At 62.0% G+C, this 13,263-nt stretch carries 14 protein-coding genes and 1 riboswitch; of the genes, 4 read left to right on the forward strand and 10 right to left on the reverse strand.

The annotated features are described in order from the left end of the window. Positions 1-41: 41 nt before the first annotated feature. From NLX68_RS10295 to NLX68_RS10320, 6 genes are all read right to left on the reverse strand, one after another. Positions 42-827: an ABC transporter substrate-binding protein gene (locus tag NLX68_RS10295; RefSeq protein WP_010221511.1), complete on the reverse strand. Its 786-nt coding sequence runs from the start codon at positions 825-827 to the stop codon at positions 42-44. A 65-nt stretch (positions 828-892) separates the two neighbouring features. Next, complete coding sequence (locus tag NLX68_RS10300; RefSeq protein WP_254283896.1) at positions 893-1,975, reverse strand: hypothetical protein; 1,083 nt, start codon at positions 1,973-1,975, stop codon at positions 893-895. A 110-nt stretch (positions 1,976-2,085) separates the two neighbouring features. Next, a complete protein-coding gene (gene metF / locus NLX68_RS10305; RefSeq protein WP_010221513.1) occupies positions 2,086-2,931 on the reverse strand; it encodes a methylenetetrahydrofolate reductase [NAD(P)H] in 846 nt (281 codons plus the stop codon). 93 nt (positions 2,932-3,024) lie between these two features. Continuing rightward, a complete protein-coding gene (gene ahcY, locus NLX68_RS10310; protein ID WP_010221514.1) occupies positions 3,025-4,434 on the reverse strand; it encodes an adenosylhomocysteinase in 1,410 nt (469 codons plus the stop codon). Positions 4,435-4,455: 21 nt separating this feature from the next. Then, positions 4,456-4,560: riboswitch (S-adenosyl-L-homocysteine riboswitch) on the reverse strand. A 99-nt stretch (positions 4,561-4,659) separates the two neighbouring features. Continuing rightward, a complete protein-coding gene (locus NLX68_RS10315) occupies positions 4,660-5,169 on the reverse strand; it encodes an inclusion body family protein (RefSeq protein WP_254283897.1) in 510 nt (169 codons plus the stop codon). Positions 5,170-5,251: 82 nt separating this feature from the next. Next, positions 5,252-5,758 carry an inclusion body family protein gene (locus NLX68_RS10320; RefSeq protein ID WP_254283898.1) on the reverse strand — a complete coding sequence of 169 codons (507 nt, stop codon included), beginning with the start codon at positions 5,756-5,758 and terminating at the stop codon, positions 5,252-5,254. A gap of 336 nt (positions 5,759-6,094) precedes the next feature. On the opposite strand from NLX68_RS10320, the gene NLX68_RS10325 reads away from it, so the two are divergent. Further along, on the forward strand, positions 6,095-6,493 hold the full coding sequence (locus NLX68_RS10325; protein ID WP_010221517.1) for an acyl-CoA thioesterase: 399 nt from the start codon (positions 6,095-6,097) through the stop codon (positions 6,491-6,493). A gap of 86 nt (positions 6,494-6,579) precedes the next feature. Here the strand turns inward: NLX68_RS10325 and NLX68_RS10330 are convergent, their stop codons facing one another. Then, on the reverse strand, positions 6,580-7,815 hold the full coding sequence (locus tag NLX68_RS10330; protein ID WP_254283899.1) for a sodium:proton antiporter: 1,236 nt from the start codon (positions 7,813-7,815) through the stop codon (positions 6,580-6,582). A gap of 200 nt (positions 7,816-8,015) precedes the next feature. Between NLX68_RS10330 and NLX68_RS10335 the strand changes: the two genes are divergently transcribed. After that, positions 8,016-8,849, forward strand: a complete 834-nt coding sequence (locus NLX68_RS10335; protein WP_254283900.1) for an EamA family transporter — start codon at positions 8,016-8,018, stop codon at positions 8,847-8,849. Between the two features lie 25 nt (positions 8,850-8,874). Beyond that, positions 8,875-9,261, forward strand: a complete 387-nt coding sequence (locus NLX68_RS10340) for an MAPEG family protein (RefSeq protein ID WP_254283901.1) — start codon at positions 8,875-8,877, stop codon at positions 9,259-9,261. Between the two features lie 6 nt (positions 9,262-9,267). Here NLX68_RS10340 and NLX68_RS10345 read toward each other — a convergent pair whose 3' ends face one another. Then, entirely contained in the window at positions 9,268-10,419 is a 1,152-nt protein-coding gene (locus tag NLX68_RS10345; protein ID WP_254283902.1) for a murein transglycosylase A, read from the reverse strand. A gap of 130 nt (positions 10,420-10,549) precedes the next feature. Between NLX68_RS10345 and NLX68_RS10350 the strand changes: the two genes are divergently transcribed. Further along, entirely contained in the window at positions 10,550-10,996 is a 447-nt protein-coding gene (locus NLX68_RS10350; protein WP_254283903.1) for a cytochrome c, read from the forward strand. Between the two features lie 130 nt (positions 10,997-11,126). Here NLX68_RS10350 and NLX68_RS10355 read toward each other — a convergent pair whose 3' ends face one another. Together NLX68_RS10355 and ligB are read right to left on the reverse strand one after the other, a co-directional pair. Beyond that, positions 11,127-11,522: a DUF1090 domain-containing protein gene (locus NLX68_RS10355; RefSeq protein ID WP_254283904.1), complete on the reverse strand. Its 396-nt coding sequence runs from the start codon at positions 11,520-11,522 to the stop codon at positions 11,127-11,129. A gap of 59 nt (positions 11,523-11,581) precedes the next feature. Further along, positions 11,582-13,261, reverse strand: coding sequence for an NAD-dependent DNA ligase LigB (ligB, locus tag NLX68_RS10360; RefSeq protein ID WP_254283905.1), 1,680 nt, complete (start codon positions 13,259-13,261; stop codon positions 11,582-11,584). Between the last annotated feature and the right edge of the window lie 2 nt (positions 13,262-13,263).

Below are 13,263 nucleotides of genomic sequence, written 5' to 3' on the forward strand. Positions count from 1 at the left end.
GGGCGTAAGCCTGGCGGGAAGGCCCGAGTATAACAGAGCATTCAGCGCGTGCTGTGTTCCTGCTGCTCAACGGCGGGTTGAAAGTTTTCCCCGGCACTGGCGTAACGGGCATGCAGGGCGGCATAGGCCGGTTCGCGCTTGAAGCGGCGCAGCTCGGCGGCAAAGCGCTGGGCCAGCAGGTCCATGCCGACATTGCGGCGCACCGCCAGGTACTGGCTCTGGCGGCTGATCACCAGCGGCAGCTCGCTGATCTGCTGCTCCAGGCCCAGATTGCGCACCAGGTAGCGACCCACTCGACGGTCAGTGATCAGCAGGTCGATGCGCCCGCGCTGCAGCTTGCCGAAGTTGGCCTCATGGGTGGGCGCAGGTTCGCGGGTGAATAGCGGCGACTCGATAAACGCCGCGCCGTAGCTGTAACCGGGCGAGGTCCCTACCGTCAGGCCGCGCAGGTCTTCCAGGCGCTTGACCTTGTGCGGTCGGTCGTTGGCGTAGAAGAGGGTGAATTCGACGTCGGACAGCGGTTCGCTGGGGTAGAACAGCTGGCTGTCGCGCTGTTCGGTCTGGAAGATGTCCAGCACGCCATCGGCCAGACCTTGTTCGATCATGGCCAGGCAGCGTTTCCACGGCAGGAATTGCCATTCCACCTCGACGCCCAGGCGTTTGAACACCTCGGCGGTCACCTCGTAGTCGATGCCTTTGGCCTGACCGTCTTCAAGGTAGACATAGGGAGCCCAGGGTTCGGTGACGATACGTAGCTTCTCGCCATGGGCAAAGGCACTCAGGCAAGTGAGAAACAGCGCGGTCAACAGACGGGTGAAATCGGGCATGGCTGGAGATTACGACGTGCGCACGGCTATGGCTAGTAGCCGTGCACGTCGATCCAGCCGGGTTGTCAGCGCTGTGATCGTTTTAACAGCAAATCACGCACGGTGCGGTGCTTGCGGCCCAGGGACAGGCGCATGCCGGGATGCTCGAACCATTGCTGCAGGGTCGTGGGGCAGAGCGGCTGCGGATGCCGGGCCGTGGCGTTGTCCAGGGCCTTGTCCCACCAAGCCGAGGCGCAGGCGCGGTCGAACTCGTTGGGGTAGTCGTAGCAGCCGTTGAGCAGCTCGCGCATGAACTGGCGCTGTTCGGCCGGCAAGGTCAGGCTCAAGGCCTTGTAGCCCAGTCGCTGCAGGGTGGGCGGCTTGGGCAGCTGGGCGTTGACGCGGTAGACGTCGGCCAGCGCCGCTTCAGTCAGGGGAGCATGCTGGTGCTTGGCCAGCCAGGCCTGGACCTTGGCTCGGAACAGCTGCTTGCGGCTCCAGTAGTGATGGATCAGGTCGGTGCACTGGTTGACCTGCATCTGCCGGTAGGCCGCGACAGTCAGGCAGAACTCTTCCAGGGTGTAAGCCCCCTTGGCGTGGGGGTAGTACTCGTCCATCAAGGCGATGGAACGGTCGAGCAACGGCGCATCTTCCTGCATCAGGCCAATGACCCCGGAGTTCAGCAGGGGCATGTTCCGGTCGGCCAGGCCGCGCTCCTCGAGCATCGGTGCCAGGGTCTGAAACAGCAGGCACTGCGGGTCACTGCCATAGGTGCCGCCGATGGCGTTGCACAGCAAGGTGCCTGGCTTGACCCGGCGGAACAGTTCGATGGGCGACTGATGGAAAAACGTGTCGGTATCGATCAGCACTGCCATGGGCGCACTGGCCAGCACCTTACGCAGCACCACGTGCTTGCTGCGAAAGTGATAACCGTAGGGCTGGTTCCAGACTTCGCGGGTGGCCGCGTCGAGTGGATGTACGCTTACCGGCAGATGCAGGTAGGGCTCGGGGTTGTCGCTGTAGACCTGGATATCAAGGGCTTGCCCGGGAGTCTTGCGCAGGTTGGCCAGGGCGCTGACGATGCTGAACTGGGCTTCCTGATGATAGGTGTGTGGCCCGAAGACCAGGTAAACAAGTTGCGGTCGAGCAGGGGTAAGTCCTTGGCGCATGAAGGCACGAAAATCCGTCAGGGGGTAAGAATGCAGAAAAGGCCTTTAGCTTAAGCTAAAGGCCTTTTCAATATTTTGACGCAATTGTTACCTGTGGTGTAGCGAGTCGATCAGCGGGGCAACTTGAGGTTGTTCCAGATCGCCAGGCTTGGATCGGCCTGGTTCAGGGTATAGAAGTGCAGCCCGGGTGCGCCGCCTTGCAGCAGTTGTTCGCACATACGGGTGATGACTTCTTCGCCAAAGGCCTGGATGCTCTTCACATCGTCGCCGTAAGCTTCCAGCTGCTTGCGGATCCAGCGTGGGATCTCGGCGCCGCAGGCGTCGGAGAAACGCGCCAGCTTGCTGTAGTTGGTGATCGGCATGATCCCCGGTACTACAGGGATATCCACCCCCATCTGCTGCACACGCTCGACGAAGTAGAAATAGCTGTCGGCGTTGAAGAAGTACTGGGTGATGGCGCTGTTGGCGCCGGCGTTGGCCTTGCGTACGAAGTTTTTCAGGTCATCTTCGAAGTTGCGCGCCTGCGGATGCATCTCCGGGTAGGCGGCGATTTCGATGTGGAAGTGATCGCCGCTTTCCTGGCGGATGAACTCGACCAGTTCGTTGGCGTAGCGCAACTCGCCGCTGGCCATGCCCATGCCCGATGGCAGGTCGCCACGCAGGGCAACGATGCGCTGGATGCCAGCTGCCTTGTACTGGATCAGCAGCGAGCGCAGGTCATCCTTGCTGTCGCCGACGCACGACAGGTGCGGGGCCGCCGGGACTTTCACTTCGCTTTCCAGCTGCAGCACGGTGTTGAGCGTGCGGTCGCGGGTCGAGCCACCGGCACCGTAGGTGCAGGAGAAGAAATCCGGGTTGTAGCTGGCCAGCTGGCGGGCAGTGGCAAGCAGTTTTTCATGTCCAGCATCGGTCTTGGTCGGGAAGAACTCGAAGCTGTAACGACGTTCCTGAGACATAGAAGATTCTCTTCAGCGGCAAGCTACAAGCCGCAAGCTATAAGCAGAAGCGGCGCGAACCGCTTGCAGCTTGTAGCTTGCAGCTACCAACTTTCAGTAGCGATAGGCGTGTGGCTTGAACGGCCCTTCAACAGTAACGCCGATGTAGTCGGCCTGCTGCTTGGTCAGTTGGGTCACCACGCCGCCGAAGCCGCGGACCATTTCCAGGGCCACTTCTTCGTCGAGCTTCTTCGGCAGGACTTCAACGGTCAGGCGCTCGGCTTTCTGCGCGGCTGGCAGGTCGGCGTACTTCTGCTGGAACAGGAAGATCTGGGCCAGGACCTGGTTGGCGAACGAGCCGTCCATGATCCGGCTCGGGTGACCGGTGGCGTTGCCCAGGTTCACCAGGCGGCCTTCGGCCAGCAGGATCAGGTAGTCGTCGTTCTGTGGGTCGAAGTCGCCGTGGCCGGTACGGTGGACCTTGTGTACCTGTGGTTTGACTTCTTCCCAGGCCCAGTTCTTGCGCATGAAAGCGGTATCGATTTCATTGTCGAAGTGGCCGATGTTGCAGACCACGGCGCGCTTCTTCAGGGCCTTGAGCATGTTGGCATCGCAGACGTTGACGTTACCGGTGGTGGTCACGATCAGGTCGATCTTGCCCAGCAGCGCCTTGTCGATGCTCGCTTCGGTACCGTTGTTGATACCGTCGATGAACGGCGAGACCAGCTCGAAACCGTCCATGCAGGCTTGCATGGCGCAGATCGGGTCGACTTCCGACACCTTGACGATCATGCCTTCCTGACGCAGCGACTGGGCCGAGCCCTTGCCGACGTCACCGTAGCCGATGACCAGCGCCTGTTTGCCCGACAGCAGGTGGTCGGTGCCGCGCTTGATGGCGTCGTTGAGGCTGTGACGGCAGCCATACTTGTTGTCGTTCTTGCTCTTGGTGACCGAGTCGTTGACGTTGATCGCCGGGACTTTCAGCTCACCCTTGGCCAGCATGTCGAGCAGGCGGTGCACACCGGTGGTGGTCTCTTCGGTGACGCCGTGGACACGCTCCAGCACAGCCGGATACTTCTTGTGCAGCAGCTCGGTGAGGTCGCCGCCGTCGTCGAGGATCATGTTGGCGTCCCATGGCTGGCCATCCTTGAGGATGGTTTGCTCCAGGCACCACTCGTACTCTTCCTCGGTCTCGCCTTTCCAGGCGAAAACTGGGATGCCGGCAGCAGCGATGGAGGCAGCGGCCTGGTCTTGAGTCGAGAAGATGTTGCAGGACGACCAGCGTACTTCGGCACCCAGGGCAACCAGGGTTTCGATCAGCACGGCGGTCTGAATGGTCATGTGGATGCAGCCGAGGATTTTCGCACCCTTGAGCGGTTGCTCTTGCAGGTACTTGCGGCGCAGGCCCATCAGCGCAGGCATTTCCGATTCAGCAATGATGGTCTCGCGACGGCCCCAGGCAGCCAGGGAGATATCGGCGACTTTGTAATCGGTAAAACCAGCAGGCGTGTTTACAGCGCTCATTGAGAGCCTCCATTCGTAATGTGCGAATGGGCGCCGTTGTGCGTTTAGTGTCCGCAGGCAGGCCTGGCGGGACAACGCCCCATCCGAGCCTGACAGGTTGAACCTGCTGCAGCGCCCCTCGGACAGGTGGCGGGAACGGTGGCCAATGCAGCCACCGTCGAATAATGCCGGGCGATTATAGCCGGGCTTTTCGAGCTTCCCAAGCGCTAAAGACAAATCAAAGGCTCAGCCGGTCGGCATCGTGACCAGCAGATCCAGGTGCAGGCGCAGGTAAGCCAGCGGCTCGCAGTCCTGGGCCAGTAGCATGACCTGCCAGGTAAGCTTGAACTCGCCAGGCTGGTCGCTGCGCAGCTGCCAGTGATAATCGTCGACCTCACGGCTCGACGGTTGCAGCGGGGTGGACGCTTCGGGAAGCGCCAGGTGCACGTTGTGCTGTTCGATCAGCTCGATTGCCAGCGGGGGCGTGCTGGCAGGGCTGTGGCTGAAGAGTATTTCTTCGCCGAGCAGCGCCACCGGCACCATACGCAGCAGCAGCGTTTTTCCTGCCTCGATGGTCAGCCGAGGAGCGTCGACAAGCAGGGGGGCATCCGTCTCCGGGCGGGCGTGCAGGATGCACAGGTGGCGGGGGGCGAGATCGGCGGGTGAGTCGGGGTCTGTGGGCCGCGGGTCGAGAGAGTCGAGCAGGCCCTTGGTATCGACGATAAGCACAACGTGTTCAGGTTTCTCCGTAGCCATGATGAGCTCCTTCCATGAGCACCAATTGGGGGAGGGTTTGACATGTGCCACCGGCCCGCAGGCCGATGGCACATGTACTGGATCAGTTGGTGATGGTGATGTACGGATCCCATTCGAAGTAGCCACAGCACTTGCAATCACGATCGACGATCATGAACTTGAAGTGGTAAGTGACCTGGCCTTGCGCGAGCAGGTCGCCGCGCCAGTAGTAGTTGTCGTTGACCTGGCATGTCGGCACGGTCTTGTTGTTGGCGTTAGGCACAGCCGATTGCACTTTGGCCTTCAGTGCGCGAGGGTCTTCCAGCAGTTGGTGATTCGGGTCGGTGGAAACGAACCCATAAAGGATCACCGACTGCTCGAAACCAAACGAAATGCTCGTTTCACGCCAGCGGACAACGTCACCCACGCGGCCCCTGAGGTGCAACTCGCCACCGGCCTGGCCGGCGATGACGTTGTCCTGGTAGGTGACCATGTAGATATGTTCCGGCGGAATGAACGTGGGTTTGTTCGGGTCCTTGCTCGGGTTGGGGAATTTCTTGAGGATGGTTTCGGTGTCGAAGTTGATGCTGACATCGATGATTCTGGACATGAGTGGATTCCTTTTCACTGTTCGAGTAGGTCAATGGTGAGCCTCAGTTGCTCTCCACTGGCACTGCCCGGAGCTTCGCTTCCTGCGATGCCGGTTCTGCCGCGCCGTATGCCAAGTTCCGGTTGTCCGACTACCTGGAGTGATCTGTGGATCACATGCTCAGGCTAGATGCATCGAGCGGGGTGTCAAAGTGCGCTCAGTGAAATTTCCATGGCTACTGACCAATGGTCGTAATGGTCGACTCCACCCGAATGGGACTACCATGTAGAACAAGGGCCGGAGGGCTGTATTGCCCTTCGGCGCTCGACTTTTCAGAGGCCAAGGTCAGGAGTAGCGATGAATTTCCACACCCGCAAATGGGTAAAACCCGAAGACCTCAACCCCAACGGCACCCTGTTCGGCGGCAGCCTGCTGCGCTGGATCGATGAAGAGGCGGCGATCTATGCGATCGTTCAACTGGGCAACCAGCGCGTGGTGACCAAGTACATCTCGGAGATCAACTTCGTCAGCGCCTCGCGCCAGGGCGACATCATCGAGCTGGGCATCACCGCCACCGAATTCGGTCGCACCTCGATCACCCTCAAGTGCGAAGTGCGCAACAAGATCACCCGCAAGAGCATCCTCACGGTCGACCGCATGGTCTTCGTCAACCTGGGTGAAGACGGCCTGCCGGCGCCGCACGGGCGCACCGAGATCAAGTACATCAAGGATCAGTTCGATACCGCGGTGGAGTGACAACAGCATCGCGGGTCAAGTCGGGTCGCCGCACCGCCGCTCCCACCTAGATCCCTGTGGGAGCGGGCTTGCCAGCGATAGCGGCCTCAAGGCTGCTCGGTAACCCCGCGCACCACCCGCCCGATCGTCAGGCCCTGCAACAGGATCGACGACAGCACCACGATGTAGGTGATGCTCAGCAGCAGGTCACGCTCGGTGCCGCTTGGCAGCGACAGGGCCAGGGCCACCGACACGCCACCGCGCAAGCCACCCCAGGTCAGTACCCGCACGGTGCCGCGTGGCACCGACCGCCAGCGGCGCAGCATGACGATGGCCGGGGCCACGGTCAGCAGGCGCGACAGCAGGATCGCCAGCGCCAGTACGCCAGCCGCCGCCAGGTGCATCCAGGAGAACGGCAGCAACAACAGCTCCAGGCCGATCAGGGCAAACAGCAGGGCATTGAGCATGTCGTCGATCAGTTCCCAGAAGCCATCCAGGTAGCGACGGGTCATGTCGTTCATCGCCAGGTTGCGGCCCAGGTTACCGATGATCAGGCCCGCCACCACCATGGCGATCGGCGCTGAAACATGCAGTTCATAGGCCATGGCCGAGCCGCCGATGACCAGCGCCAGGGTCAGCATGACTTCGACCTGGTACTGCTCGATGCTCTTGATCATGCGGTAGGTGATGTAGCCGACCAGGCCGCCGAACACCACGCCGCCAATGGCTTCGCGGGCGAACAGGATCGCGGTGTCAGCCACCGTGGGTGTTTCGCCAAGCTGGGCGATGCCCAGCAGCACGGTGAACACGACAACGGCGGTGCCGTCGTTAAACAGCGACTCACCGACGATGGTGGTCTTCAGCGGCTTGGAGGCGTTGGCGGTACGCAGCGCGCCGAGTACCGCGATCGGGTCGGTTGGCGAGATCAGCGCGCCGAACAGCAGGCAGTAGAGCAAGCTCACGTGCCAGCCGAACAGGGCGAAAATCCAGTGGGCAAGAAAGCCGATGACCACGGTGGCGATCAGCACGCCGACGGTCGCCAGCAGGCCAATCGGCCAGCGATAGCTGCGCAGGTCGGCCAGGTTTACGTGCAAGGCGCCGGCGAACAGCAGGAACGACAGCATCCAGTGCATCAGCAGATCGTTGAAATCGATCTGGTTCATCAAGCCTTGCACGCGTTCTTCCAGGCCGGGATAGCCGATAACGCTCAGGCCTTGCAACAGGAGGGAGAACAGCAAGGCAGTGACCATGACGCCGATGGTCGGGGGCAGGCCGATGAAGCGGTAGTTCACATAGGTGAGGAGGGTGGTCAAACAGATAAACGCAGCAACGAGCTCAAGCATCCTAGGTCCTGTAGTGGCTTCCAAGTCGACACCCGATAGCCTCGGGCATTTCTTTGATGACCTGCCGAGGGCTTCGGGACACACTTTTGACTGGATCCGTTGACCACGTTCCTTCAATTTCGTTTCCAGCGCCCTGCGCTGAAGTGGTTATATAGCGGCTGGCCATTGATGACCTCACCTGCCTTGCCAAGGACCTTTGCGTGTTAGCCACTTCACTGGTACTGGTCGCGGCGCTGCTGCACGCGACCTGGAACACCCTGATCAAGTTCAGCGGCGAACGCCTGTTGGTGATTGCCAGCATGGACGTGGTGGCACTGGTGTTTGCGCTTGCCATGGTGGCGTTCGTCCAGGTGCCGCCGGCTGACGTCTGGCCGTGGATGCTGGCGTCGGCGCTGTTCGAGCTCTTCTATCGTTTCCTGCTGATTCAAGCTTACCGGGTCGGTGACCTGGGGCTGGTCTATCCGTTGATGCGCGGCTTGTCGCCACTGGTGGTGCTGGCGCTGACCCTGACGTTTGCCGGCGAGTCCCTGAGCAGCCAGCAGATCATCGGCATTTTGCTGATCCCCTGCGGCATGCTCTGCCTGCTCTGGCAAGGCGGTGGCGGTGATCGGCTACCCTGGTCGATGCTGCCGGTGGTGGCCTTGATTGGCTTGTGCATCGGTTGCTACACCTGGTTCGATGGCCAGGCGATCCGCCTGTGGTCACAGCCGCTGGACTATCTTGTATGGCTGACCCTGGTCAGCGCCTGGCCGTTTCCGTTGCTGGCAGGGGTGGCCCGACGCGCACCGTTCATGCAGTTCTGGCGATTGCAGTGGCGCTTGGGGCTAGCGGTAGGCTTTTGCGTGTTGTTCAGCTATGCCCTGGTGCTCTGGGCCATGCAGCTGGGCTCGGTGGCCGAGGCGGCAGCGCTGCGCGAGGTCAGCGTGATCCTGGTGGTGCTGTTGGGCATGCGCTACCTCAAAGAACCTTTTGGCAGGCCGAGGCTCTTAGCCTGTGCGCTGGTGCTGATCGGCATGCTGATCATGAAACTCTGATATTTCTACTGACAAGGACTTGGCCATGACCGTTGCCTTCTGGTGTGTACTGATCGCGTTGTTCCTCCCCATCCTCTGTACCAGCATCGCCAAGGTTGGCAGCGGTCGCTTCAACCTGCGGCAGAACCACGACCCGCGGGCTTTCCTCGACAAGCTCGAGGGCTTTCCGCGTCGAGCCCACGCGGCGCAATTGAACAGCTTCGAAGCCTTCCCGGCGTTTGCCGCCGCGGTGATCATCGCCGACATCGTCGGCAATGCCGAGCAGGTGACCCAGGACGTGCTGGCGGTGCTCTACATCACCAGCCGCCTGCTCTACATCATCTGCTACCTGGCCGACTGGGCCGCCCTGCGCTCGCTGGTATGGTTCGTCGGCCTGGGCCTGGTAGCGTCGTTCTTCTTCGTCTCGATCTAAGCCGCGTCACGGCACCTGGGGCACGGCCGGCAACGCTGCGCCCTTGGGCCACAGCAACCAGATCTGGCCCTGCTGCTTCATGTCGCCGGCCAGTTTGCCGGCTTCACTGCCGGTGCCCCAGAACAGGTCGGCGCGCACCTCGCCGGTGATTGCCCCACCAGTGTCCTGGGCCGCGACCGGGCGAACCACCGGAGCACCGTCAGGGCGGGTGGTGGAGAGCCACAGCAGGCTGCCCAGCGGAATCACCTTGCGATCGATGGCCACACTGTAGCCGGCGGTCAGCGGTACGTTGAGCGAGCCGTGCGGGCCCTCATTGCTGTCCGGGCGAGTGCTGAAGAACACATAACTGGGGTTGCTCGCCAGCAGTTCCGGTACCCGCGTCGGGTTGCTCTGTGCCCAGGCGTGGATGCTGCCCATGGTCACGTCTTCTTTCTTCAATTGCCCCTGTTCCACCAGCCAGCGGCCGATCGGGCGATAAGGGTGGCCGTTCTGGTCGGCATAGCCGATGCGCAGTTGGCGGCCGCTCTCCAGCTGAATGCGGCCCGAGCCCTGGATCTGCAGGAACTGCAGGTCCATCGGATCTGTCAGCCAGGCCAGAACCTGCGCTTTGACGCCCTGGGCATTGATGGTTTCAGCGGTGTCGTAAGGCTTCAGCACCCGGCCATCAAGGCGGCCGCGCAGGCGCTTGCCCTTGAGCTCGGGATACACGCTGTCCAGGGCGACCACGATCATGTCGTCCGGCACGCCATAGACCGGCACGTTGGCGCTGGCGGTCTGGGTCAGGCTGCCGGGGTACACCGGCTCGTAATATCCGGTGATCAGGCCATTGGCGTTGTTGTCGGCTGAACGCATGCTGTAGACGTCCAGCTGCGCCTGAAGAAAGCTGCGTACTTCAACCGGGCTGGATGGAACGGCTGCCGCTGCTGTGCAGGTGTTGGCCCAGACGGCATCGCGCTTGAGTCGCTCGCAGGCACTGCGCCAGGATTCGAAACCGGCCACCAGGTCGCTGTCGCTGACCGGCGGCAGGTCTTTCCAGGTGGCGCCAACATAGCTGGCCAGTGGATGAGGTTGGGTTTTTTCCGGCTCGCTGCCGTTGCAGCCGGCCAGCAGGGCCAGTACTGACAGGGTCCAGCCAAAGTGGCGCAAAGGAAGTTTCATCAACGGGGTTCCTCGGCGGTTTGCGGGGCTTGCCGCCTGTTTCGCAAACCGTAGTTTTAATAAGGGTATTGGTCTTTGCCGGTGAGGCGAGGATACTGGCCGCCTTTTTCCGTGAGCCGAAGTGATCAAGATGCTCAAGCGACTTTCTGTTGTATTGCTGGCGTGTGTGACCCTGAGTGCCTGTGGCGGGGTCGACCCGAACTCGCCGCTGGGCCAGCGCAAGACGATCTTCAAGCAAATGCTCAAGACCAGCGAAGACCTGGGGGGCATGTTGCGTGGGCGCCTGGCCTTCGATGGGCAGAAGTTCGCCGATGGCGCGGTCAAGCTCGATAACCTGTCTCGTGAACCGTGGAAGCACTTCCCGCAGGTTCGCGAGGAGGATGATACCAGCGCCCGCGCCGATGTCTGGGAGAAGCAGGCACGCTTCCAGGACCTGGCCCGGCAGATGGAGGCCACCACCGCCGAGCTGGTGGCGGCGACCCGTACCCAGCCGCTCAAGACGGCAGCGCTGACGGTACCGATGAACAAGGTCGAGGCGGCATGCAAGGCCTGTCATACCGAGTTTCGTAATCACTGAGTGATCAAGGGGCGCGAGGCGCCCCATCGCTGGCAACGCCAGCTCCCGCAGGGTGCACGGCAAGTCACATTGTGGGAGTTGGCTTTGCCGACGATGGGCTGCGTAGCAGCCCCAATGTTCCCGCCTGCTGTTACTTCTCCAGCTCATCCAGGGCTTGCTGCAGCTCCTGCTTGGACTCGGCCAGCTTGTCCTTGCGCTTGTTGATCTTCTCGGCGTCGCCTTTTTTCATGGCCTTGTCCAGGTCCTTGGTGCGCTGGTTCACTTCATGGCGGGCGTCGAGGACTTTCTGCTCGCGTTCCTTGCGCAGACCGGCGTCGGTGCAGTGCTCGGTCACTTCGCTGAGGGCCTTTTCCAGGCCGGCTTGCTGATCACTGTTGCCATGGGCGCGAGCCTGCTCGATCTGTTCGCTGATGGCTTGCTTCTTGGCTGCGCAACCGGTCAGGCCTGGCTGTTCTTCAGCGGCCAGCAGGGGCGTGGCCAGGAGTGAGCAGGCAGTGAACAGGGCAAGCGGGGAAAGCAGTTTCATTGGGGGCTCCGTTGTCGCGGGCTTGGCAGAATCCATGATGCTGCCCTGATCCGGGAAAATTAGAAACCCTCGATTGTGTGTCTGCGCAATTGTTCGGCCACTATCTGCACCTCGGGTGAGCTGAAAAATGCCCGCAATTGGGCGCTGCGACCTCGGCCAACACCCGGCTCGCTCAGCCATTGCCCGGCGTCGCGCTGGAGCAGGTCTACCCATGTGGTATCCGCTGGCAAAGGCGTTGCGACTGGAACACCCAAAGCGCTGAGCCAGCGCGCGAAGGGTTGTTGGCGAGCCTGGTCGAAGGCGTGCAGCAACTGCTGGCGGCTGCGCTCACCTAGTCCGGGTACCGATTGCAGGTCTTGGTCCTGGAGGTCAAGCCAGTCGCCCAGGCCGCGAACATGACCGCTGTCGATCAGTTTCTCCCAGGTACCCGGGCCCAGCCCCGGCATGTTCAGGCCTTGCTTGCCGCTGAGCCAGTTGAGCCGGGCGATGAACTGGCTGCGGCAGCCATCGCTCGCTTGCCAGCAACTGAGCAGGTGGTAGTGGGCGGGGTCCGGGACCGTGATGTTCATACGTTGCACGCTGCGGTGTACGACCTCGTCCAGGCGCGGGATGGTCAGCCCGGCCAGGCTGATGGCCACTTGATCGCCGGGGCGGATGTCCAACTGCTGCCAGCGCTGAAAGGAACCCAGGCTGACCTGGCGGATCTGCCGGTCATCCAGTTGCACCGGCTTGATCTGCAGCACCGGCGTGATGCGCCCGGTGCGGCCAATGTTGAACTGCACGCCACGGACTTCAGCCAGGGCCTGGGCAAACGGGTACTTCCAGGCGGTTATCCAGTAAGGGTCGCGTGCTTGCCAGCGCGTGCCGTCCGGACGTTTGCCCTGACGCAGCACAACGCCGTCGCTGGCGAAAGGCAGCGGGCTGCGGTACCAATACTCACGCCACCTGGCAGCCTCGGCAAAGGTGCGCAAGGGTTCGCTGTAACGCTCGCTATGTTCAAAGCCCAATGCGCTCAAGCCCTTGAGCCGCTCGCGCTGATCGGCCGGTCCCTGCGGCCAGGCCCAGACGAACAACCCGACCACCGCGCCCTGTTCGGCGCTGATGCGTTTGCGTGCCAGCAAGCCGGCGACATTGCCGCGGGCGTTGAGGCTGCCGGCATTGGCTTGCACATGGCCGTCCAGGCGCCAGAACAGTTCACCTTGAAGCACAAGGTCGAGCGGCTCGGACAACGGCTGGTTGAGCCCGCCCAGGGCCGGGATGTGGCGGCTCCAGTCGTGGCCATGAACGCCATCGCCACGGCTGATCAACTGCACCAACTTGCCGTCGCGATAGACCAGGGTGGCAGCCACGCCGTCGACCTTGGGCTGAATCCACAGGTCTTGCTTGCCATGCAGCCAGGCTTTGACTGCCGCATCGTCGGCCAGCTTGCCCAGCCCGGTATGGGCAATCGGGTGGCGCAGGGGGCCGGCGGCGGTTTTCAGCGGGTTGCCCTGCGGCTTTGCCGGCGAGGGGAAGCAGCTTTGCAGATGCGTCAGGCGCGTACGGCTTTGGTCATAAAGTTCGTCAGCGACCAGCGAGACACCCTGGCGATGATAGTGGTCGTCCCAGTCGGCAAGGGTTTGCTGGAGCTGGCGGATTTCTGCCCGGGCCTGAACGGGTGGCCAGTCGGGGCAGGTCTGCGCGTGTGCCGGGAGCAGCCAAAACAAGAGCAGAAGGGACAACAGGGACTTGTGCAGCATGG

The organism is Pseudomonas sp. SBB6 (assembly GCF_024213215.1).
Taxonomy (GTDB): Bacteria; Pseudomonadota; Gammaproteobacteria; order Pseudomonadales; family Pseudomonadaceae; genus Aquipseudomonas; species Aquipseudomonas donghuensis.

Coding starts and splice junctions, on each gene's coding strand:
- NLX68_RS10295 (WP_010221511.1), bottom strand. CDS start 827: ATGCCCGATTTCACCCGTCTGTTGACCGCGCTGTTTCTCACTTGCCTG.
- NLX68_RS10300 (WP_254283896.1), bottom strand. CDS start 1,975: ATGCGCCAAGGACTTACCCCTGCTCGACCGCAACTTGTTTACCTGGTC.
- metF (WP_010221513.1), bottom strand. CDS start 2,931: ATGTCTCAGGAACGTCGTTACAGCTTCGAGTTCTTCCCGACCAAGACC.
- ahcY (WP_010221514.1), bottom strand. CDS start 4,434: ATGAGCGCTGTAAACACGCCTGCTGGTTTTACCGATTACAAAGTCGCC.
- NLX68_RS10315 (WP_254283897.1), bottom strand. CDS start 5,169: ATGGCTACGGAGAAACCTGAACACGTTGTGCTTATCGTCGATACCAAG.
- NLX68_RS10320 (WP_254283898.1), bottom strand. CDS start 5,758: ATGTCCAGAATCATCGATGTCAGCATCAACTTCGACACCGAAACCATC.
- NLX68_RS10325 (WP_010221517.1), top strand. CDS start 6,095: ATGAATTTCCACACCCGCAAATGGGTAAAACCCGAAGACCTCAACCCC.
- NLX68_RS10330 (WP_254283899.1), bottom strand. CDS start 7,815: ATGCTTGAGCTCGTTGCTGCGTTTATCTGTTTGACCACCCTCCTCACC.
- NLX68_RS10340 (WP_254283901.1), top strand. CDS start 8,875: ATGACCGTTGCCTTCTGGTGTGTACTGATCGCGTTGTTCCTCCCCATC.
- NLX68_RS10345 (WP_254283902.1), bottom strand. CDS start 10,419: ATGAAACTTCCTTTGCGCCACTTTGGCTGGACCCTGTCAGTACTGGCC.
- NLX68_RS10350 (WP_254283903.1), top strand. CDS start 10,550: ATGCTCAAGCGACTTTCTGTTGTATTGCTGGCGTGTGTGACCCTGAGT.
- NLX68_RS10355 (WP_254283904.1), bottom strand. CDS start 11,522: ATGAAACTGCTTTCCCCGCTTGCCCTGTTCACTGCCTGCTCACTCCTG.
- ligB (WP_254283905.1), bottom strand. CDS start 13,261: ATGCTGCACAAGTCCCTGTTGTCCCTTCTGCTCTTGTTTTGGCTGCTC.